This is a genomic window from Diplocloster agilis (genome assembly GCF_019042275.1).
In the GTDB taxonomy this organism is placed as follows: Bacteria; Bacillota; Clostridia; order Lachnospirales; family Lachnospiraceae; genus Diplocloster; species Diplocloster agilis.
Map to the genome: position 1 here is coordinate 127,187 of NZ_JAHQCW010000004.1, position 21,592 is coordinate 148,778.

A 21,592-nucleotide genomic window follows, 5' to 3' on the forward strand; every position below is an offset into this window, starting at 1 on the left:
ATCACACTTCTCCTTTAAAAAATTTATCCTCGATATCCTTAATTGCCTGTTTAGACAACGGTACAAGCGCTCCTATCATCTCAGAATCGAAAATAGACTGGGCTGTGTAATCAGCCACTTCCAACCGGTCAAAGCTCTTAAATTCACTGCGCCCGACACTCAGCAGACAGTCATTTCGAAACAGTACAACCGGTCTGTTCTCTCTCACCTGACCGGCAACTTTCCGGGGATCGTTCTGCCATGTGCCAAATTCCATCTTTGGTAATTCTCTCAGCATCTGGTAACTTTCCGGTATTACTTTTACCGGGAAGTCCCGGTCGGTAATTGCAAAAACCATAATGCTGACCGGGGATGCCATAAGTGCATAATTCAAGTCGGCATGCGTATCGAAAATCGTCTGGAAAAGGATGGCCGAATCGTCCGGGGTCTTCCCTTTTTCCCTTTTTCCTGCCCGTATCAAGACACAGTCATCTGGCTGCATATTCATACGGTCCACATTCGCGGGGGTAATCACAAAACTGTTCTTTGTCACGCGCATTGCAAAGGAACCATCCAGCGTGCCGCAAAGATTCTTTTTATACGCCCTGTTTGCCCATTTACAGATCAATGTTCTCGCTTCCAGCTCTTTTTCCGAAGGCTTCTCCGGTTCATATTCTTCCATCAAATGAACCTGTTGAGCTGCATTTTTGTAGGCATCGGGATGATCCGGATATATCCATTCCAGCCCATTGCTTTTAGCCAGAATTTCCATACGGGCAGTTCTCTCGATCAGCTCTGTCTTAACAAATGCTTCCTCCACAGATCCGGCCCCGGTAACAATACCATGGTTTGACAGAATCGCAGCATCACAGCCGTCTGCGAATTCTTTTGCGATATTGCCGGCCAGATCCTCCGTACCAGGACAGGCATATTCCGCCACGTTGATTCTGCCTACATAATCGCTGTACTTTGGAATAACCTTCATATCGGGCGCTATCTGGGCAAAGCTAAACCCCACAATTGCCTTTGGATGCGCATGATATACTGCGTTCAGATCCGGTCTTGTTTCCAGTACGCGGCGATGGAACGGATATTCTGAGGAAATTGGCTTTTTCCCCTCTATCTTTCCTTGCGCATCTACTTTCAGGATCAGATCCTGACTGACCGTTGCCTTGTCAATTGCCGAGGGAGTTACCCATTGGTCTCCATCCTCATCACGCAAAGTGATGTTTCCTCCACTGCTGGTTGTCATTCCCTGGGCATATGTTCTTCGCATATAAGATGCGACTATTTCTGCTTGCTGTCTATTCTTCATATATTCTTTTTTCAGCGTTTACCACCTGCAGATAACGCTGATACTCCTCCTGCCAAATTGCTGTATCATCAGGTAATAGGACCTCTGCCGGGAAAGAATCCTCGATCAGGTTCCTTGCATCATCCCAGCCGTGCAGCTCTTCGTTCGCCACCAGCTGCGCGGCTGCATTTCCAATCGCAGAGCAGTCCGAACTGCACAGCAGCACCGGCTTTCCTATAGCATTGGCTGTCGCCTGCATGAGAAAATGATTCTTCGTTCCGCCGCCGGCCGCACGCACAGTTTCAATAGATGTTCCTTTCAGCTTTTCCAAACCAAGGAATAGTTCCCTGTGTTTCATTGCCAGGCTCTCCAATACGATACGCATCATCTGGCCATGGCTGTCCGGCAATGGCTGCCCTGTTTTCTGCAGATAATCCAGAATTCTGCGTTCCATGTTCCCGGCTCCAAAAAAATATCCGTCTTCCAGATCAAGATACGCCATAAACGGTCTGCTTTCCTGAACCATCCGGTTCAAAGCGTCATAATCTAAGGCTTCTCCCGCATCCTTCCATTCATTCAGACACTGCTGGTATACAAACAGTCCGCAGACGCCTCTGTTAATCCTGTTACCGCCGCCAATATCCAGCTCGTTACAATATGCATTTACAAATGCGTATTCAGACACATTCACGTTCGGAGTATGGATACCCATCAAAGACCATGTGCCGCAGCTTAAGTAGGCAGCTTCCGTGTCTTTCCCAAGAATTGCAAAAGCCGCCCCCGCCGTATCGTGTCCGGCAGCCATATCCGCCTGCAATCGCGGTATTCCCAGCTCCTTCGCAACTGCGTTCGAGATATTTCCAAGCACCGTCCCGCTCCTTCCCAGAGCAGGGAACAGTTCCTTTTTAAATCCCAGCAGTCCGAGAACTTGTTCATTTAATCTTCGGGTGTCCTGATCCATCAGACCGCCGATTGCCGCCAGTGTTTCATCCAATGCTTTTTCACCGGTCAGAAAATACTGGAACAGATTCGGTGTGGGAAGAATGGCCGCCGCCTGTCCGAACAGCTCCGGCATTAGCTCCTTATACGCAGCCAGCTGGCTTACCGTCGCATTGTCCGTGTGTTCGCTTCCATTTAATTGAAACAATTGATATGGCTTAACATACCGGCTTACGAGTTTCAAGCTGCCTTTAAAAAAGGGATCCATATAATGCGCCGGGCGGTCCAGCAAACGGCCGTTCTGATCCAGGAAGCCGAAACAGCATCCCCAGGTATCAAACGCATAGCTTACCAGTCTATTGTCCGCCTCATAAGCACGGGTCAGAGCATACTTTACGCCCCGCAGCAGCGCATCAAAATCCCAGAAATAGCGGCCGCCTGCCCAGATTGGTCTGTTCGGAAATCTGTAAACGTCATGTAATGTCATATGGGCGCCATCGAAACGCGCCATCACAGCCTTGCAATTTGTGGCGCCCATGTCGAATGTTAAAACTGCACTCATTCTTTTCTCCGCTTTTTGTTCAGAAAGTTGGTTGACAGCCGGTCTATGATCAGCGCGATCAGAATCATCAGCCCTTTGGCAATGATCTGGAAATTGGAGTCCACCGCAAGCAGGTTCAGACCGTTATTGATAATTCCCACAATAAATGCGCCGATGAATGTCCCGACAATATTTACCTTGCCTCCGGTGAATGGGGTGCCCCCTATAACTACGGCTGTGATACAATCCATTTCCATCCCATTACCGGCGCTTACCTGAGCGGATGCGGTACGCCCGGTAAGGACGATCGCAGCAACCGCGCAGCATAAGCCTACCATTCCATATATTCCAAGGCGAACGCGCGATATCCTTACTCCGCACAGATAGGCCGCTTCCTTATTGCCTCCCATAGCGATTACGTGTCTGCCAAACGATGTTTTTACGGTTGCGAACCAGACAATCAGGAATGTTGCCACCATGATAATAACCGGGATGGGAATAACTCCCAAATACCCCTGGCCGATATTGACGAATTCCTGCGGAAGCCCAATAATAGAAACCATATTGGTCCAAATGTACACAACGCCCCGGAACAGAGATTGAGTTGCCAATGTCACAATAAACGGCGGCAGATCCAATGCCGATATAATCACCGCGTTCAGCATACCGCAGAGCATGCCCACCAACAGCCCCGCCAGTATGGCGATAACCATAGGCATCTTCACGGTTACCATCAGATAAGACGTAACGATTCCGACAAATGCCACGATTGATCCGACGGAAAGATCGATCTCCCCCGCTGCAATAATGAGTGAAAATCCCGATGCAACAATCCCTGTTATACAGATCTGCCGGAGAATATTAAACACATTCGTAGTTGTCAAAAACCGTTCCGACAGAAAGGACATAATGACGATCAAAAGCAATGCTACCGCAAATACCTTATTATTGACCAGGATTTCCCTCAGATGTTTTGCTGCCTCTGGCTGTAATTTTTTATTCGTATGTGATGCCATCGCTTACTCCTCCTTATTAATCCCAAAAGCATGAGCCATGACTGTTTCCTGCATAACTTCTCCCCGATTCAGTTTCGCAGCGATTCTCCCGTTTCTGACAACCATGACCCGGTCGCTCAGCGACAATACCTCGGGAAGCTCTGAGGAAATCATGATGATCGCAATGCCGCGTTCCGCCAGTTTTTCAATCAGACGATAAATCTCATATTTTGCCCCTATATCAATACCTCTGGTCGGCTCATCCAGAATCAATACTTTGGGATGCGCCATCAGCCATCTTCCCAATAGAACCTTCTGCTGATTGCCTCCGCTTAAATTCTTAATGGATTCATTTTCAGAATGAAACTTCAGCAGAATATCCTCCATAATTTCATGGAAAGCGGAACGTTCTTTCTTCTTATTCACAACCGTTGCCGAGCAAAACTGATCCAGGGTCGCAAGGGAGGCATTCTGTAAGACACTCATAGAGTATACCGTTCCCAGGCGAAGCCGGTCTTCCTGCAGCATGCAGATCCCTTTTTGGATGGCGTCCATGGGATTTCTGATCTTCAGTTCCTGCCCTTCCAGAAGTATTTCACCGGAATCGTGTTTATCCGCCCCAAAGACAGCTCTCATAATTTCCGTCCGGCCGGCGCCGACCAGGCCTGCCACCCCCAGGATTTCCCCGGCGTGTACGCAGAAATTCACGTCTTCAAAAACACCGGCGCTGCAAAAATCCCTCACTTCCAAAACGACCTGATCGGTTGCGTGTATTCCTTCCCTATGAAAACCGCTGACATTCTCGCGGCCGACAATTAACTTCAGCAAGGTCTGCTCATTGATATCGCAGGTGGCGTTTCTGCCCATGAACTCACCATTTTTCATGGTAGTGACAGAATCACAGACGTTTAAAATCTCATCTAATTTATGCGATATAAAAATGATAGAAACCCCTTCTGCGGACAGCATCCTGACAATTTTTACCAGAAGGGCAATCTCTTTTTGGGCCAGAGAGGATGTGGGTTCATCCATAATAATCAATGTCGCATCTCTGGAAAGCGCCCGAACCAGCTCGATCAGCTGCATCTGGGCAATGCTAAGAGAGGATACTACGGAATCAGGATTAATTTCTATTCCCAGACGATTCATAAGCTCTGCCGTACGCTTTCGCATTTTACCCCGGTTTAAAATCCCTGCCCTCTTAAATAAGTATTCCTGCCCCAGCCAGATATTTTCCATAACGCTCATCTGCGGGACCAGATTGATCTCCTGGTGGATCATGGTAATTCCGTTATTCAGAGCCTCTTCCGGACTTTTATACGCTATTTCTTTTCCCCGGAAAAGAATCGTGCCGGAATCTTTCTGATGGACACCGAGTAAAATCTTCATCAAGGTAGATTTTCCTGCACCGTTCTCTCCAATCAGCCCGTGTATCTCACCCTTATATATTTCGAGCTGGCCGTTTCGCACGGCCCGAACATGATTGAAGGACTTTTGAATATCCGTCATTTTAAGTAATAACTCATTATCCATATTTTTTACCTGCTTTGGCTACTTTTCGATGGGGTTCTCTGCCAGATATGCTTCAATGTTTGTCGCATCAACATACTGTACATGATCATCCTTGTATTCCTTCTCACCTTCATACTCACCCATGAATACCTTAAGTCCCATCTCCGTCATAGACCTGCCATTGTCCTTCGGGCTGAATCCAACGGCGCAATCCAGGGTACCGTCTTGAATACGGATCAGAGCTTCATTGGTAATATCAAAAGATACTACCCACGTAGTTTCTTTCTTCTGCGCACCTATCAGCGCATTTGCTACGCCAAGGGCTTCGGCCGTATTGCCGGTCACTACGATATTGATTTCCGGATGGGCCTGAATCCAGTCTTCCATGATAGACTGGGATTTTTCAGCATCCCAATCGCCGTATGCATCCGCTTCAACGATAATATGTTCCGGATCTTCCTCTGCCCAGCGTTTTACAAAATCCCCCCGCTCCAGCTGATAAGTCTGGGCCGCAGCGCCATACACAATCCCTACATGCAGCGCTTCTGCTTTCCCGTCATCCAGAAGAGCCTGCATCCAGTTTCTCATAAACTCTCCCTGAAGGGGTTCATTACAAAAATCAAGAGAAATACTGCAGCTGTCCAGTTGGTCCATTTTACGGGTGTCGACAACCGTCAGCCCCGCATCATAGGCCGCCTTCATAGCCGGAAGAGATCCGCTGGTGTCTACGCTTGAGAACATCAGAATGTCGTAACCGTTTTGAATGATCGTCTCAACATCGCTGATTTGTTTCTCCACATCAGAAGCCGCGTTGAAGTAATCGATGGACGCCGTATATCCGCTCTGGCTGTTATTAAACGCAGCGATTGCCTCGTCTACCCCTTCCATCTGCGCTACCATCCCCTCCGTAAGAGAGTCCATGGAGTACGCGATGCGAAGAGCCTTGGCGTCTGTACCGGCTGAGTTCTCTGCAGTCGCTGCCGGCTCCTGATTTTTTTCTGTTTGGTTTGCGTTTTCAGATGCAGCTTTGCCGCAGCCGGCCAGACCAAATAACATAGTTCCAACGATCATCCATGACAATGCTTTTTTTAAAGTTTTTGCTTTTTCCATAGTTTTTTCCCCCTAAGAAATTTGTCATTTACATGATTTCCATCGCCCCCGGTCCCTTAAGGCCGAATTGATATTCTTTTAAAATAGTAATACTCATCCAATGACCATTTTGACTGATCGCAGCTCAAGCCGCTGTCTTTGATTCCTACATGCGGCAGATTCACATCGCCGAAAGTCGGATTATTGACATAGATCATGCCAAATTCCAGTTCGTCTGAACATTTGCCGATCACCCTGGAATCATGGCAGTAAAGATAAGCGGCCAATCCGTAGGTAGTTTTGTTAGAACGCCGGATCACTTCGTCTACATCCTTAAATGTAAATATCGTAAATACCGGTCCGAACATTTCCTCAGAAAATACACGCATATCATCCGTACAGTGGTCAATAATAGTTGCTTCGATAAAGTTTCCCCGGGGCATATCCGCCGGAATACCGCCTCCGCAGACGATCCGGGCGCCTTTCTGCCTGGCATCGTCGAATACCCCCAGCAGAAACTCCCTGTGTTCTGATCTTACAAGGGGTCCCATCTGGTTCGAATCCTTCTCCAAATTCCAACCGACTTTAACCTTTTCCACCCGCTCCTTCAGCATTGCCACTACTTTGTCATGAATATCCTCATGTACAAAGATTCTGTTGATGTTGGAACAGCCCTGACCGCATGCAGCGGTTTTTCTCGTCACAATGTAATTCAGAGCAGATTCCAGATCCGCATCCGGCATAATGATGCAGGGCGCATTGCCCCCCAGTTCAAAGGACAAATGTTTGATAGAAGTAGAACTCTGAGCAGAAACCTCAAACCCTGTCTTGCTGGAGCCAATCAGTCCGATCAGCCGCGGAATCCTGGATTCATTTAAGGTCTTTCCGACCGTGCCCGCAGGGCCGGCGACAATATTCAGCACGCCCTTGGGAAATCCGATCCTGTGGCAGATTTCACCGATATATAACGTCGCCAGCGGAGTTGCGCTCGAGGGCTTCAATATCAGCGTACAGCCGGAAGCCAGTGCCGGTCCGATCTTGGCGCCCCCCAATGAAATCGGATGATTCCAGGGAATATGTCCAACCGTCACCCCCACAGGGGTATGATCGATCACATGATAACAATCACCGTGCTTTACATTGTAATCAGGCAGCACGAGACCATATTTGCGTTTTGCCTCCTCCGCGAAGAAGTTAACTACTTTAATAAGATACCCCACCTCATTATATGCTTCTGTCCATGTCAGACCGACTTCCGTTGCGAGCAGCTCCGTCAGTTTGTCATGTTCCTCCTCAAACGCCGCCGTCAGCTTTGCGATCCAGCTGTTTCTTTCATTGATGCTCATCCCGGACCAGATTTTAAATGCTTCTGCCGATGTCGTAAGCGCCTCTTCCGTCTGTTCCACGGAAGCTGCATTCATCACCGCGATCACTTCATCTGTCGCCGGAGATACGATCTTCATTTCTTTTCCCTGTCCTTCAACCAATTCCCCGTTAATATACTGTTTAAACATATCCGCACCACACTCCAATCGTTTACTTGATGATAAAGTATTCTAAATCTTTCGGATAATCGAACAGATTAAGCAGACCCTTTTCTGTCATCAGATAATTATCTTCTACCCGAACCCCCAGCACTCCCTTTTCCTGAATGCCCGGTTCAAGCGCCAGTACCATGCCGTCTTCTACCGTTTCCTTTCCATCCTTGCGAAAATCAGGAACGATACACGCAGCGTCCGTATGTATCCGATGGCCCACATGGCCCCAAAGATAACCCTCATATCCGCTGCTGCTGTATGTCTGATCCGCTAACGCGAACAGTTCGGCTCCGGTGATGCCGGGTTTCAGCGCTTTTTCCAATTCACTGATCACATTCAGGGTCGCATCGTACATTCTGCGGGCCGTATCGCTTACAGTACCCATGAAAAAGGTCCGGCAAACATCTACCCAATGTCCGTTATATCGGAACCATATATCCAGGAATACCGGTTGGCCGTATTCCAGTTTATTCTCAGATTCATGAAGGATATCGGGCAATGCGGTTCTCGGTCCTGAAGAAAATACATAGGAATAATCTATCACCCTGCCTTCAGGCATCGTCATCGCTTTATCAATATACTCTTTCAGTTCTATTTCACTCATACCGACACGCGCGTTTTCCCGAATCGCTTCAAATGCTTTGCCGCAATAAGCAAGGCCTTCCAGAATGGCATCCGCCGTTTCCTGTCCCAGTTTGTCCGCTGTCACTTGTCTGTAGACTTCCCTCAACAACATTCTTCCTCTCCGATTATGCATAATATTTGGTATATGCAGTTCTTTCGATCTCCCCAAGACGCTCGATTGCTTCCACCAGGCCGTCATGCTCACTGGCGGGGAAACCTTCCAGAAAATCCGTCTCAATAAACGTATCCGCCATAGCCTTCGCCAGTTCCGGCGCAACTATATTAGCGCCCAGTGCCAGTACATTGGCATTATTAATCTGTCTGGCAAGCTTCGCCGTGTGGATCGATTCACAAATCGAGCAGTATATGCCGGGAATTCTGTTTGCCGCCATACATACGCCCATACCGGTCCCGCAGATTACGATTCCAAATTCCGCCGCCCCATCGCGAACCGCTTCCGCCGCTTTCGCCCCCGCGTCATAATAGCTTACCGGGTTTTCCGGGTCGGTAGTTCCGACATCGATAATCTCATACCCCTTCCCGCTATAATACTTTTTCAGTATCTCCTTTAGTCCATACCCCGAGAGTTCAGATGCCATGACAAATTTTTTGTTTTCAAAATGTTTCTTCATACTTATTCTCCTTTATTTTCTTAATAATTCTCTTTCTATCAGCTCATCCTGCAGGCTCTTATCCAGGCCAACAAAAAATGAACTCCAACCTGTAACACGAATCACCAGAGCGCGATGTTTTTCCGGATTCTCCTGGGCTTCCTTCAATTCTTCTGCTGAAACCACATTAAACTGTATCTCCTGACCATCCCGTTCAAAATAGGTTTTGATCACAGCAGCCACATTATCGATACCCCTATCCGTACTCAGCATATTATCGCTTAACCATGCGGTAATCACCGTTCCGTTGCTGGCGCCGTAATAGTCCAGCTTGCTGGCGGAATTTACGATAGAAGTGAATGCCGCGGTATTGCGGTTGCTGACCGGCGACAGCCCCGCCGGGAAGGCCTCCCCCGCTCTGCGCCCGTCCGGCGTCGCTCCGAGAGCATTGCCAAAAGTAACATGACTGGGGCCCGGAAAAGAGCCGGCATGGAAGATTCCCCCACGCGCATTCCGATAGCGGCCCATCTGGTCTGTAAATGCTTTGAGCGCAAAGCGCACCAGATAATCAGGCTCATCGATGTCATTACCGTATTTCGGCAGGTTCAGCAAATATTGTCTGAATTCCTCGTGCCCGGCATAATTCGAATCAACAATCTCCAACAGCTCCCCCATGGATATTTTTTTCTCATCGAATACCGCTATCTTTATGGCTTCCAGCCCGTCACCCACAGAAGCCTGCCCTGTGGTCTGAGGCGCCGCCCAGTTATATTTTGCCCCTCCGGCCGTCACATCTGTTCCGCTGTCGATACATCCTGTGTGAAGAGAAGACATGAGAGGTACCGGACAGCAATCGGCCTGCCCAATTTCAATGGCATTTTCTGCAGTAATCTCCAGTTTTGCAAAATGAGCCACGGTGTCGGCATATGCCTTTTTCACCTCTTCAAACGAATGGAAGTCCTCTGCTTTTCCAACCTTTATACCAATCTGTCTGCCCGTTTTGGTGTCTGCGCCGTCGTGGAGAGACAGCATAAAGCATTTTGGAAGATTGAATTTTCCGGCAGAGCAGCTCGCCCAGGATCTATAGGCCGGAGCCGGCTCCACGCAGCCTACTATTCCATAATTCCGCGCATCCTTAAGGCTTGCCCCCCGGTTCATCAATGCCGGGATATGGATCTTATCATTAAAGAAGGAAGGAATGCCGCCGCCCATCCGGTTCACCCTCAAAGCTTCCTTCAGGAGTTCGTAAGGTGTCTTTGCGTGAACCCGCATACAGATGGAAGGCTGGTGGAGGTGAATGGATTCATGGGTCTTTATAATCAGATAACTCATATCGCTGGTTACATCCCTGCCCTCGTCATCTACCCCTCCGATGGTCAAAGCCTGGCGGGACATGAACGGTTCTTTCGCATCCGGAAGCATGATATTACTTTCATTGAATTTTAACCACATGCACTCCATCAGCTCTTCCGCCTGATCCCACGTCAGCCTTCCGGCTGCAATGTCCTTTTCCAGATAAGGCGCCAGCTCCATATCAAAACGTCCCATTGAAATGGAGATACCGCAGGTTTCCAGACGTACCGCGACATGGCAGAACCAAACTGCCTGCAGCGCCTCATGGAAAGTTTCCGCCGGTTCTGCGGGTACTTTTCGGCAGATTCTCGCGATCTCCATCAGTTCCTTCTTTCTCTTCTGATCGGTCTCCTCCTTTGCCTGGCGCTCTGCTTCATCCGCATAATTCCCGGCCCAGACAGGCAGAGCTTCCAGCTCCGCTTTTGCCGCTTTATACCAGAAATATTTTTTCTGGTCTTCTGCATCCGCCAGATTCAGCAGGTCTATTTTTTTGTCAATATCCTGTACAAGCCCCTTCGTTCCCCTTCTCATAACCTCATAATAATTCGGTTGTGTGTGCGCCGCATTGAACATTGTTCCGCTGGAATACGTGAACATCAGCTCATTTGCAGCTTTCTGGGACTCTATAGGGATGAGCGAAAAAATGTGTTCATTCATGGTACGGCCTTTCCAGTAAGGCTCGATTACTTCCAGAAACTCTTTCTTATCCGTCTCATCCATCGTGTATTTACTGTATTTCAATCGTTCTGATAGATCATTGATTTCGTCCTTCAGAATAAAGGTATTATATTCCGGGTAAACCTGAACCGACCCCTGTAACCGCCCCTCTGCACCAACGATCAATTCGTTGGGCCTTACGACTGCAGGCAGTTTTTTAAATACTTCCGCCATGGAGCCGCCTCTTTTCATAACGACCGGCTCACTTTCATGGGTTTTGTAATAATCTGTTACAATTCGTGCGCGATCCATATCAACGGTCGGGATTGTATCCAGCAGCCTGTCATATATTTCCCGCACTCTGGGCCTTTTTTTTACTGTCATATCAATCATTTTATATGGCCTCCTTTATCCGCCGATTTGTACCGGGAATCCCATATGTTCTAATAATGTTCCAAATTGAGAGATTTCTTCATCCGTCAAACATTCCAGATCATTCAGATCATAAAATCCTTTTATCCAGTCGTATTTGGCCTTTGCCATATTGTGATATGGCAATAATTCTATATGGACCGGTTTGCGCAGCCCTCTCAGGAATTCACCCGTAGCGGTGATATTTGCTAAGGTCGCATTATAGTGTGGAATCAGAGGAATCCGGATCAAATAGGGAACACCTGACTCCGCTACCACCTTCAGGTTTTCCAGTATTTTTTCATTGGGTACGCCGGTGAATTTTTTATGTAGAGATGAATCCATCGCTTTCAGGTCATACATTACGAGATCTGTGTAGGCAAGCACTTCCTGCAAATGCGAAGTCTTTGCAAAACCGCAGGTATCAAGCGCAGTATGGATGCCATCGGTCCGGCATAATCTGAATATTTCCTTCACGAATTTCCATTGCATCAGTGGTTCACCGCCGCTGGCCGTCACTCCGCCGTTGGAATTCCGATAGAAATTTTTATTCTTTGCAGCCTCCCTATAAACGGCTTCGGCTGTCATTGTTTTACCGGACCGTTTCATTGCGCCGGCCGGACATGCTTCTGCGCACAACAATTCATGTCTGCATCTGCCGGAATCCTTCACGATCCCTTCCGTCCCCATAGAGAGTGCATCCCTGCCGCAGGCACGGATACAGGCGCCGCAGCGGATACACAGATTGGGAGAATACAGCGACTGCGGCTTTGGCTCCTGGGATTCCGGATTATGGCACCAGATGCATTGTAACGGACAGCCTTTCAGAAAAATTGCGGTGCGGACTCCGGGCCCGTCTACGACGGCAAACTTTTCCAAATCAAATACGATCCCCGTAATGCTTCCTTCCATACTGTTCACCTAAAATTCCGTATTTATCATACGGCTCATAACAGCAATTATGAATTGTCTGCCTGAGCCGCGTATGAATACTATATTTTCGTGTTAGTTCGTTACATATGACCGTTCCTGATTATTTGTTTTTCCGGGCCGCCTCACGCGCATCCTTCGCAAGCTCCAGGTCACACATCTCGGGTGTGCCGCCGAACTTACGCATCAGATTAATAATATCGCCGCCCGCGTTCACATCAAAATCAGTCTGGCCATTGGCCATAAGATAATCGAAGCCTTTCTTCAGCGCGATACCCATCAAAGTGATGGACATGCCGGGATAGGTAATGAACTTATAGCCAAAGTTCTGAGCCTGCTCAACCGTCAGGTTCGGCATAGTGCCGCCTTCGGAGTTGTTGAAACAGCAGGGTCCGTTAACCAGCTTAGGAGCTCTCTCTGCTTCTTCCATATTATTCGGGAATACATATGCAGCGTCTGCGCCTGCATCCAGATACATATTTATCCTTCTTACTCCCTCTTCAAAGCCAAATTCTTTCATGGAATTTGTACGGGCAACGATAACAAAATCTTTATCATTCCTTGCGGCTGCCGCTACCTTGATTTTCTCACACATCTCATCCGGGTCGATAAGCGGGTCAACGCCGATGCAGTGGGTTGCACGGTGCGGGAACACGCAGTCTTCTAAATGACAGGAAGCAACCCCGGCTCTCTCAAGCTCACGGATGGTCCGCTGTATTTGTACCGTGTCGCCGAAACCAGGACCGGCGTCAACTTTCAGCGGGACGTCAATCGCCGCAGTGATATATCTGCAGACAGTCAAAAGATCTTCCAGGCAAAGTCTGGGCTCACCAAATCCAAGCTGGAGACCAAGCGCCGTGCCGCCCAATGCAACCATCGGAAATCCTGCATTCTCAGCCAGCTGTGCGGAAATCGCATCGTGAATTCCGGGATGGACAATAATTTTGTCCTGAGCCATCAATTCTCTTAAAACAGTTGTCATGCGTTTTTTCATTTTCTACCTCTCTCCTTTTTGTTTACTAAACATTTGTTATTTTTTCTTTCATGTTTATTATATGATTATTAGTGATTAATGTCAATCATTATCTCTCATTTTCTTGTTTATTACGATTTATTCGTCATATTAGCTACTTTTTAGCTTGATTTTTTGTAAATATTTCTAAACATAATCTGGTTTGTTCTTTTCATATACTGATTTTTAAGATTATTTTTTGTTATTTTGCATTTTATGTTTATTATATTTTGCAGATTTTTTTGTTTTGTTTAGTGCTATACATATAAACTTATTTGAAAATAGGTTCTCGGGAAAGGGATTGAAAAAAGAATGAAAAAATCAAATAGATTGGCAATAGAATAAATGCCTGAATTTTCTTTATAGATTAAGATAAGTAAGAGTTTGTTACCGTTTCGGAGATATTGCAGAGTATCGTTTACCCTTCGCATTTAACTATTCGCAATATCTCCGGTCAAATCCTTCTCGTCTGTCAATTTTATTCTGCTTTTATTCTGCTACTATCATACCGGACAATTTGCCTGCATTTTCCGGTGTAATCAGAGTACAATCGATCATCTGCTTTTCCTCAGACTCCATGACGCCTGTGCTGATATAGGTATCCGCCTGCTGCACAGCCATTTTTGCGCACTCGGCAAATGGCTCTAAGCATGTGCAGATCATATTTCCGGTGATCACCTGATCGCGGGCGGCGTCTGAGCCTCCATAACCTGCAACGATCACTTTTCCTTCTAGCCCGGCAGCTTGAATCGCTGTCACGGCGCCGATCGCCATAGCATCCTTTCCACAGATAATCCCTTTGATATTCGGATGGTTCTGCAGGATGATCTTCGTTTTCTCAAAAGCCTCTTGCTGGCCCCCGCTCACGGATTCCTGAGCAGCCATGGTCATCGCAGCATAAGGATCAAGCACTTCGTGATACGCATCCGATCGGGAAACGGCATTGGCATCCGATACCGCTCCGGTCAATTCCGCATATTCGCCCTTCCTACCCATAGCTTCTGCAAAGCACTCGCCCACCAGCTTTGCTCCTTGATCATGATTGGATACGACATGGGCAACCGCAGCGCTTTGGGCGCTGCCCTCTCTGCCAATACAAAAAGTGGGAATACCCGCTCCCATTGCGATCTTTACCGCATCTGTGCCGGTGCTTGCCTCCGCGCTATCCAGTATTATAGCGCTTGCCCCTTCCGTAATTGCCGCGTTTATCAAATCCGCCTGTTTTGCAGGATCACCGTCATGGGAGACCGCTTTTGTTTTATACCCCAGGCGTTTTGCTTCCGTTTCCGCCATATCCGCTTCTGCCTTAACAGCCAGGTCTTCCGCGGCGGGCGTTATAATGTAAATCAATTTTCCATTGGGAACCACTGCGTCCCCGTCAGTCCTTTGTCCTATTGCAGCCGTCTTTGGTACGTCCATGAAGTCAGCCGCCTGTTTTTCTGCCCCGGACGCACGGGCCTCTGCCACGACTGATTCGCATCCTGCAAGCAATGCGGCCATAAGTGCCAGGCTTATAAAAATCCCTGCTCGTTCTTTCTTCATATTATATTACCTCCATCTCGAAATCGGTTATACTGGATCATCAGGTTTCCCTGTTTTTCCCCTCTTTGTCTTTTATCAAGTATAAAAAACATTCTTTTTAAAATCAGCGCTATATTTTCACCTCCTGTATGTCAAATAATAATATATTGTGGATATGAACCCTCCGGACGCTATTGGAAACCTTCGATATAAGCCAGAATACAGGAACATCAGAATACGCGAAGATGGACTTGTTTTCAAAAAGTGATATAATGTAATATATAATTTATGAAAAACAGGAGGGGTTTAATGGGTCATACCTTATTACAGTCCGCAATCAATAAGCTTCAGGATCAATTTCCGGAATTGGATTGGACGTATCACGATTCGCTGACAGGCAATCCATCGGAAAAGATGTACCGCTGGCCTGGCATACCGGATGAAAAAATCCTGATTTGCGTACACAAAAGCGATGGCGTTCAGGAATTGTTTCACCGGCATGATTTCTTTTACTTTAATTATACATATAAGGGGGAATACGATTCCCTAAGCTATAAATATGATAACCGTATTACGATTCGCGAAAAAGAGCTCTATGCCGGGCAGCCGTTTGCCGGGCATGCGCTTTGCGTCCATGACAATCAGGAAACCATAATCATCGGCGTGTTGATTCAAAAAGAGACTTTCTTCCGGGTTTTTCTGCCTTTATTATCGGCCAATTCCAAACTGTTCCACTTTTTTCTGGACCCGGCCACGAATAGCTTTTCAGATGAATATATTCATTTCAAAATAGAGGAGGATTGTAATATTCGAACGCTTCTCGAAATGATGATGATTGAATACGCTTATAAACAGGAAGATACGCAGGATGTCCTAAAGCCGCTGGTTCTGGCCTTTCTGATGCAGATCGCCCGGCAGTACGCCCTTATTTACAAAGAACCGGTCTCTGATAAATTATCCAATAAAATTGTCCAGTATATGAGCGAGCACTCCGATATCGTCACGCTTAAAGATATCGCAAAACATTTTTCCTACCATCCAAACTATATCTCCACATTGCTGCATCGGGAAATCGGAAAATCTTTCTCCGAGATCTTGTTGGAACAGCGTATGGAGCGGGCTCTTATTCTATTAAAAGGAACCACTTTGCCTATTACGGAGATTGCGCAGATGTTGGGGTACAGTAACAGCAGCAACTTTTATAAGGCGTTCCGGGAATATTTTCATGTTTCTCCCCGGGAGTATGTACAAAAGGCCGCCAAGTCCTACTGTTAGATAACTGTACGACTTTTTTCATTCGCAACTGCTAGGCTTCCCTTGTCAGATTTTTCAGCCACCCGTACTTTTGGTACCGTGAGATTACAACCGGAAGCTTTACGATTTCATCCAGATTAATAATAAGAAATACAGCGATCACAGGCAGATGCCATACGAATGCAGCTAACAATCCAACGGGAACAGCAAAAGCCCACATGGTAACCGCATCACAGATGAGGCCAAACTTGGCGTCACCGCCCGCCGGGAAAATCCCCGCGATCGTCGTCATATTAAATGATTTTCCAACCATATAGCAGGCGCACAATATCAGCATCCACTTAAGATAATCTGCGGCCTGCGCACTGAGTTCCGTCACATTTATAATCCATGGACTGACCGCCAAAAGTACAACCGCCGATAGTATCCCGCTGATAATCGACATTTTGCAGAGAATGGCGCCGTATTTTTTGGCCTGCTCCAGGTCGTTTCTGCCCAATTCGTTGCCTATGATAATTCCTCCGCCATTGCCCAGGCCGGTGCAGAAGCAGACGATCAGGTTTTTTACGATATTGGCGATAGAATTCGCCGCCACCGCATCGCTGCCCAAATGTCCCATTATAACGGAATACATGGAAAAACCGACGCCCCAGACCAGATAATCGCCCAGCATGGGAACCGTATATTTCCAATAGTCTTTTCGCAGCAGACGGTCGGAATGGAGCAGATAGTTTCCCCGCAGCCTGGCATTTCCGGGCCGGAGGGATTCCCCGTATGCCCAGGCCATCTCGATCAGCTTTGCAATCGTGGTAGCCAGGGCCGCGCCGGCAATCCCCATTTCGGGAAAAATCCCGATTCCAAAGATCAGCATAGCATTCAGCACAATATTGATAACGACAGACGTCGAACCGACCAGCATGCTTTTCATTGCAGAGCCGGTGTTCTTCAATATACAGAGGAATATCTGGGAAATGCCGGTAAAAAGATAAGAAGCCGCCACAATCCGCAAATATACAACGCCGCCGCTGATCAGACGGGGTTCCGGAGTGAAAATTCGCATCAGCCGTTCCGGTATCATCACCGACGCCATAAAAAATACCACGGATATGAGGAAAGAAATTTTTGTCACATAGGCAAAAATCTTTTCTATGGAAGCTTTATCTCCCTTCCCGTAATATTGCGCCGCCAGAATGCTGGTTCCAACCGTCAGCCCGCCCATAAACAGATTAAAGACAAAGGTGATCTGCCCGGCCAGCGATGCTGCGGACAACGAATCCTGGTTCACAAAGCCCAGCATAAAGGCATCTGACGCACTGACCGCCGCCAGCATAAATTGCTGAAAAGCAATAGGCAGAACCAGTCTCATAAGTTTTTGATAAAATGTGGTATCTGAAACGCCCGGTGATTTTACTGTCATATCTGTAGCCATACCTTTCGTTTCCGTAATTTACTGTTAGGGAGAAAGAATTTCCCTTACTCATTTTCGATTCTTTTTATAACTCTTGCCGGTACTCCCGCTACGACACAATTGTCCGGCACATCTTTTGTTACGACAGCGCCGGCGGCAACTACCACATTATTGCCAATCGTAACGCCGGGCAATATCGTACAGTTCCCGCCTATCCATACATCATTTCCAATCGTGACAGGCCTGCTGTACGCTTTTTTCTCCCGCCGGCCTTCCGGGTTAAGTGGATGACCGACTGTCGTTATCAAAGTGTTCGGCCCAATCATGCAATAGTCGCCAATATGCACCGGAGCAATATCCAGGATTGTAACATTGTAATTTGTCAGAAAGTCTTCACCCACATGGATATTTTTTCCGTTGTCACAGTTAAAGTCAGGCTGGATATATACTTGCTCTTTGGTGGAGCCGAATAGCTCTTTGATGGCAAAAAGCTGAGCTTCATAGTCCGCAGGGTCAATCGTATTAAATTTTGTACATCTTTTTAAAGCCATCTCTTTACGCGCCACCACCTCTGCATCAAAAAAGCAGTATTCCATTCCGTTGTCCATTTTTTCTAGTTCAGTCATTTTATCACCTCATGTTTTTTTGTCTATTTTTCTTTAACCGTTGTGGTTGTAAATTTATTTTGTTTTTCAATATTCTCACTCTTTTTTCTTATCAACCTTTAGTATAAAAGAAGAGGAGCATGGAAACAGCGCTAATATTTAACATATATAGTGGTTTTTTCTTACAAGGTGAGATGCAATAAACAATTTTTATTCATTGCAAAAAAATAACTGATCGTCTCAAAGATGATCAGCTTATGGCGGGAAGCAGCTATGTAACAAGTTAGCTCTTCACTATGCCGCTCTAAGTTTGACTTTAATGAGACGCAGCCTTAGAATAAAGACATCTGCCCAGGACATATACGCCTTGGACAGATAAGGAACAGACCGCATTGAAAGCGGCAAAGAAAAAAGCTGTAAAGGAGTAAATTTTATTATGAAAAGGTATATTGCATTGCTACGGGGAATAAATATAAGCGGCAAAAACAAGATTTCCATGTCCGAATTGAAAACCGGATTGATAGAGCTTGGATTTTCAGAGGTTGCTACCCATCTCAATAGTGGCAATGTGATTTTTTCAAGCGATATGGATGATAAGAACGCCCTTACAAATAAAATCAAGCTGCTGATCAAAGACAGATTTGAATTGGATATACCGATTTTTATTATTTCACAGGAATTGCTTAAGGATATAGTAAATCATGCTCCTGATTGGTGGGGAAATGATGGCAAAGAAATATATGATAACCTTATATTCCTTATGCCGCCTTTGTCTTATGAGGAGTTCTGCGACCAAATCGGCAGTCCTAAAGAGGGATATGAGAAATCATATCATTATAAAAATGCTGTGTTCTGGTCTTTCAGCCGTAAGGATTATCAAAAGACAAATTGGTGGTCAAGGACTGCCAGTTCAAATATAAGTCACAGGATTACGATCCGGACAGCAAATACCGTCAGAAAAATAGTGGGTATGTAAAATCTGAAAATCCGCCATCTCTGTAAAACCGTGCTCCTCGGCCACCTGGTAGTGCATGGTCACATCCGCCCCTTTGCACACCGCCTCTGCTTAAGCCTTTTTCCTTAATTTTATTTAAGCAGAACCCGCCTTGATTCGGAAGTTCTGATATGTTATCATGGCGTAAAGCTGGTTCTGCGTTCCAACCCACGGCGTCAATTTGACACCCGCCGCCAAAAAATTCATTGAGGCCGCAGAGTGTTTTTTCAACGTCCAGGCCCATGAAAGTATATTGGAACGATAATATGAAAACGAAAGGATCCGAAATGCGATGTCAACGGAAAACCGAACCTATGCAGCGATTGACTCAAAATCCTTCTATGCTTCCGTGGAATGCAACGAACGGAGGCTGAATCCGCTGACGACCAATCTTGTCGTGGCCGATGTAAGCCGGACGGAAAAAACCATATGCCTCGCGGTTTCACCTTCCCTAAAGGCTTATGGCATTCCCGGACGCGCAAGACTGTTCGAAGTCGTTGAACTGGTAAAAAAAGCAAATAGCCGGCGAAAACAGAACTCCCCGGGACATCGTTTTACCGGTTCCTCCACAGACGATCTGGAACTGCAATCAGATCCCTCGCTGGCCATAGATTATCTGATCGTACCGCCACGCATGGCTCTTTATATGGAATACAGCGCCAGGATCTACCAGATCTATTTAAACTATTTCGCCCCGGAAGATATCCATGTATATTCCATTGATGAAGTGTTCATCGATGTTACCGACTACCTGCGCACCTACAGCCTTACAGCCCGTGAATTGGCAAAAAAGGTAATCCTGGATGTACTCCATACCACGGGGATTACCGCAACCGCGGGAATCGGTTCGAATCTGTACCTTTGTAAAATAGCTATGGACATCATGGCAAAGCGTATCGACCCGGACGAAAACGGCGTCAGGATTGCAGAACTGGACGAATTATCCTATCGTCACAGCCTTTGGACCTATCGCCCGCTTACCGACTTTTGGCGTATCGGAAGGGGTTATGCAAAAAAATTGGAAGAACAGGGCCTTTACACCATGGGCGATATTGCCAGATGTTCCCTGGGCAAGCCGACGGATTATTATAATGAGGATTTGCTCTATAAGATGTTTGGAATCAACGCGGAACTTCTCATCGACCACGCATGGGGCTGGGAGCCCTGCACGCTGGCGGATGTGAAGGCTTACAAGCCATCGTCAAACAGCATCGGCTCCGGCCAGGTACTGCAATGTCCTTACGAATCCGATAAAGCCAAACTGATTGTACGGGAAATGACGGATCTGCTGGTTCTGGATCTAGTAGACAAGGGGCTTGTGACGGATCAGATCGTCCTGACCGTGGGATATGACATAGAAAACTTGTCGGATCCGGAAATACGCAAAAACTATCACGGCCCTGTAACCATCGACCGGTATGGCCGCAGAATTCCGAAACACGCCCACGGAACAACAAATCTTAGCCGGCCGACCTCCTCCACAAAGCTTATTATGGATGCGGTTATGGCTCTATACGACCGCATTATCGATGATAAACTTCTGATCCGCAGAGTTAGTGTAACTGCCAACCGGGTGGTTGATGAACGAAGTATCCAAAACCAGGAATCCTTTGAACAATTGGATTTGTTTACCGACTATTCCGCTCTGCAAAAACAAAAGGAGCTGGAGAATCAGGAGCTGGAACGGGAAAAACGGCTGCAGAAAGCCATGCTGGATATCAAAAAGAAATTTGGAAAAAACGCTATACTTAAGGGTACGAACCTGGAAGAAGGCGCCACCACGATCCAACGCAACCATCAGATCGGAGGCCACAAAGCCTAGGAAAGGAGAAACGGATGCAGAAAAATATCGATCATCCACACCGGTATGATGACATCATTGACCTGCCTCGCCCTGTTTCCAAAACCCACCCGCCTATGCCGGTTTCTGACCGTGCCGCTCAATTTTCTCCCTTTGCGGCCTTAACCGGTCATGAGGCGGCCATCCGGGAAACAGCGCGTCTGACAGACCGGAAGATAGAACTTGATGAGAATAGTAAGGAAATTTTAAATGAAAAGCTGTTATTGGTAATCTCCAGAATAAAAGAGCAGCCGGAAGTCACTCTCACCTATTTTGTGCCGGATAGTAAAAAAGGCGGGGGTTCTTACGTTGTGAAAAACGGCAGGGTAAAAAAGTTTGATGATTATGGAGGAGTACTGACTCTAACGGATGGAACTAATATTCCTTTTGATGATGTGATTGATCTAGCTGGAAATTTGTTTCGCTTTTTGGAGTTATCGTAGATTCATTGCAGCAATATACTTTTGTCATCAGCTTTGCAGGTT

18 protein-coding genes are annotated in these 21,592 nt (G+C 46.9%); 4 read left to right on the plus strand and 14 right to left on the minus strand.

Annotated elements, in window-relative coordinates; genetic code table 11:
• Nucleotide 1: 1 nt before the first annotated feature.
• The 12 genes from KTH89_RS04020 to KTH89_RS04075 all read right to left on the minus strand — a co-directional run bounded on the left by KTH89_RS04020 (nt 2) and on the right by KTH89_RS04075 (nt 15,027).
• Nucleotides 2–1,294: a class II aldolase/adducin family protein gene (locus KTH89_RS04020; RefSeq protein WP_158342323.1), complete on the minus strand. Its 1,293-nt coding sequence runs from the start codon at nt 1,292–1,294 to the stop codon at nt 2–4.
• Nucleotides 1,284–2,774 carry a rhamnulokinase gene (locus KTH89_RS04025; protein ID WP_158342324.1) on the minus strand — a complete coding sequence of 497 codons (1,491 nt, stop codon included), beginning with the start codon at nt 2,772–2,774 and terminating at the stop codon, nt 1,284–1,286. The genes KTH89_RS04020 and KTH89_RS04025 overlap by 11 nt, the downstream gene beginning before the upstream one ends.
• Entirely contained in the window at nt 2,771–3,769 is a 999-nt protein-coding gene (locus KTH89_RS04030) for an ABC transporter permease (RefSeq protein WP_158342325.1), read from the minus strand. Before KTH89_RS04030 ends, KTH89_RS04025 begins: the two co-directional genes overlap by 4 nt.
• 3 nt (nt 3,770–3,772) lie before the next feature.
• Nucleotides 3,773–5,281: a sugar ABC transporter ATP-binding protein gene (locus KTH89_RS04035; RefSeq protein ID WP_158342326.1), complete on the minus strand. Its 1,509-nt coding sequence runs from the start codon at nt 5,279–5,281 to the stop codon at nt 3,773–3,775.
• An 18-nt stretch (nt 5,282–5,299) separates the two neighbouring features.
• Entirely contained in the window at nt 5,300–6,370 is a 1,071-nt protein-coding gene (locus tag KTH89_RS04040; RefSeq protein ID WP_158342327.1) for a sugar ABC transporter substrate-binding protein, read from the minus strand.
• A gap of 56 nt (nt 6,371–6,426) precedes the next feature.
• Nucleotides 6,427–7,863: an aldehyde dehydrogenase family protein gene (locus KTH89_RS04045; protein ID WP_158342328.1), complete on the minus strand. Its 1,437-nt coding sequence runs from the start codon at nt 7,861–7,863 to the stop codon at nt 6,427–6,429.
• A gap of 22 nt (nt 7,864–7,885) precedes the next feature.
• On the minus strand, nt 7,886–8,623 hold the full coding sequence (locus tag KTH89_RS04050; protein ID WP_238720704.1) for a M24 family metallopeptidase: 738 nt from the start codon (nt 8,621–8,623) through the stop codon (nt 7,886–7,888).
• A 13-nt stretch (nt 8,624–8,636) separates the two neighbouring features.
• Nucleotides 8,637–9,143 carry an RpiB/LacA/LacB family sugar-phosphate isomerase gene (locus tag KTH89_RS04055; RefSeq protein ID WP_158342330.1) on the minus strand — a complete coding sequence of 169 codons (507 nt, stop codon included), beginning with the start codon at nt 9,141–9,143 and terminating at the stop codon, nt 8,637–8,639.
• Nucleotides 9,144–9,155: 12 nt separating this feature from the next.
• On the minus strand, nt 9,156–11,525 hold the full coding sequence (locus KTH89_RS04060) for a glycyl radical protein (RefSeq protein ID WP_158342331.1): 2,370 nt from the start codon (nt 11,523–11,525) through the stop codon (nt 9,156–9,158).
• Between the two features lie 15 nt (nt 11,526–11,540).
• Nucleotides 11,541–12,455 (minus strand): glycyl-radical enzyme activating protein, encoded by a 915-nt coding sequence (locus KTH89_RS04065; RefSeq protein ID WP_158342332.1) that lies wholly within the window; start codon nt 12,453–12,455, stop codon nt 11,541–11,543.
• Between the two features lie 121 nt (nt 12,456–12,576).
• Complete coding sequence (locus tag KTH89_RS04070; protein WP_158342333.1) at nt 12,577–13,467, minus strand: isocitrate lyase/PEP mutase family protein; 891 nt, start codon at nt 13,465–13,467, stop codon at nt 12,577–12,579.
• 507 nt (nt 13,468–13,974) lie between these two features.
• Nucleotides 13,975–15,027, minus strand: a complete 1,053-nt coding sequence (locus tag KTH89_RS04075; protein ID WP_158342334.1) for a substrate-binding domain-containing protein — start codon at nt 15,025–15,027, stop codon at nt 13,975–13,977.
• A gap of 288 nt (nt 15,028–15,315) precedes the next feature.
• Here KTH89_RS04075 and KTH89_RS04080 point away from each other — a divergent pair, with 288 nt between their 5' ends.
• Nucleotides 15,316–16,281, plus strand: coding sequence for a helix-turn-helix transcriptional regulator (locus tag KTH89_RS04080; RefSeq protein WP_158342335.1), 966 nt, complete (start codon nt 15,316–15,318; stop codon nt 16,279–16,281).
• 31 nt (nt 16,282–16,312) lie between these two features.
• Here KTH89_RS04080 and KTH89_RS04085 read toward each other — a convergent pair whose 3' ends face one another.
• Together KTH89_RS04085 and KTH89_RS24860 are read right to left on the minus strand one after the other, a co-directional pair.
• Nucleotides 16,313–17,689, minus strand: coding sequence for an MATE family efflux transporter (locus KTH89_RS04085; protein WP_238720705.1), 1,377 nt, complete (start codon nt 17,687–17,689; stop codon nt 16,313–16,315).
• Nucleotides 17,690–17,733: 44 nt separating this feature from the next.
• A complete protein-coding gene (locus tag KTH89_RS24860) occupies nt 17,734–18,294 on the minus strand; it encodes a sugar O-acetyltransferase (RefSeq protein ID WP_158342337.1) in 561 nt (186 codons plus the stop codon).
• Nucleotides 18,295–18,709: 415 nt separating this feature from the next.
• On the opposite strand from KTH89_RS24860, the gene KTH89_RS04100 reads away from it, so the two are divergent.
• The 3 genes from KTH89_RS04100 to KTH89_RS04110 all read left to right on the plus strand — a co-directional run bounded on the left by KTH89_RS04100 (nt 18,710) and on the right by KTH89_RS04110 (nt 21,550).
• Entirely contained in the window at nt 18,710–19,249 is a 540-nt protein-coding gene (locus KTH89_RS04100) for a DUF1697 domain-containing protein (protein ID WP_158342338.1), read from the plus strand.
• 310 nt (nt 19,250–19,559) lie between these two features.
• On the plus strand, nt 19,560–21,089 hold the full coding sequence (locus KTH89_RS04105) for a Y-family DNA polymerase (protein WP_158342339.1): 1,530 nt from the start codon (nt 19,560–19,562) through the stop codon (nt 21,087–21,089).
• A gap of 14 nt (nt 21,090–21,103) precedes the next feature.
• A complete protein-coding gene (locus tag KTH89_RS04110) occupies nt 21,104–21,550 on the plus strand; it encodes a hypothetical protein (RefSeq protein ID WP_158342340.1) in 447 nt (148 codons plus the stop codon).
• Nucleotides 21,551–21,592 lie beyond the last annotated feature (42 nt).

Bases quoted from the DNA above. Each gene is read 5' to 3' on its own strand.
- KTH89_RS04075 (WP_158342334.1), bottom strand. From the start codon at position 15,027: ATGAAGAAAGAACGAGCAGGGATTTTTATAAGCCTGGCACTTATGGCC.
- KTH89_RS04030 (WP_158342325.1), bottom strand. From the start codon at position 3,769: ATGGCATCACATACGAATAAAAAATTACAGCCAGAGGCAGCAAAACAT.
- KTH89_RS04070 (WP_158342333.1), bottom strand. From the start codon at position 13,467: ATGAAAAAACGCATGACAACTGTTTTAAGAGAATTGATGGCTCAGGAC.
- KTH89_RS04100 (WP_158342338.1), top strand. From the start codon at position 18,710: ATGAAAAGGTATATTGCATTGCTACGGGGAATAAATATAAGCGGCAAA.
- KTH89_RS24860 (WP_158342337.1), bottom strand. From the start codon at position 18,294: ATGACTGAACTAGAAAAAATGGACAACGGAATGGAATACTGCTTTTTT.
- KTH89_RS04040 (WP_158342327.1), bottom strand. From the start codon at position 6,370: ATGGAAAAAGCAAAAACTTTAAAAAAAGCATTGTCATGGATGATCGTT.
- KTH89_RS04085 (WP_238720705.1), bottom strand. From the start codon at position 17,689: ATGGCTACAGATATGACAGTAAAATCACCGGGCGTTTCAGATACCACA.
- KTH89_RS04050 (WP_238720704.1), bottom strand. From the start codon at position 8,623: ATGTTGTTGAGGGAAGTCTACAGACAAGTGACAGCGGACAAACTGGGA.
- KTH89_RS04065 (WP_158342332.1), bottom strand. From the start codon at position 12,455: ATGGAAGGAAGCATTACGGGGATCGTATTTGATTTGGAAAAGTTTGCC.
- KTH89_RS04045 (WP_158342328.1), bottom strand. From the start codon at position 7,863: ATGTTTAAACAGTATATTAACGGGGAATTGGTTGAAGGACAGGGAAAA.
- KTH89_RS04055 (WP_158342330.1), bottom strand. From the start codon at position 9,143: ATGAAGAAACATTTTGAAAACAAAAAATTTGTCATGGCATCTGAACTC.
- KTH89_RS04105 (WP_158342339.1), top strand. From the start codon at position 19,560: ATGTCAACGGAAAACCGAACCTATGCAGCGATTGACTCAAAATCCTTC.
- KTH89_RS04060 (WP_158342331.1), bottom strand. From the start codon at position 11,525: ATGATTGATATGACAGTAAAAAAAAGGCCCAGAGTGCGGGAAATATAT.
- KTH89_RS04110 (WP_158342340.1), top strand. From the start codon at position 21,104: ATGCAGAAAAATATCGATCATCCACACCGGTATGATGACATCATTGAC.
- KTH89_RS04080 (WP_158342335.1), top strand. From the start codon at position 15,316: ATGGGTCATACCTTATTACAGTCCGCAATCAATAAGCTTCAGGATCAA.
- KTH89_RS04035 (WP_158342326.1), bottom strand. From the start codon at position 5,281: ATGGATAATGAGTTATTACTTAAAATGACGGATATTCAAAAGTCCTTC.
- KTH89_RS04025 (WP_158342324.1), bottom strand. From the start codon at position 2,774: ATGAGTGCAGTTTTAACATTCGACATGGGCGCCACAAATTGCAAGGCT.
- KTH89_RS04020 (WP_158342323.1), bottom strand. From the start codon at position 1,294: ATGAAGAATAGACAGCAAGCAGAAATAGTCGCATCTTATATGCGAAGA.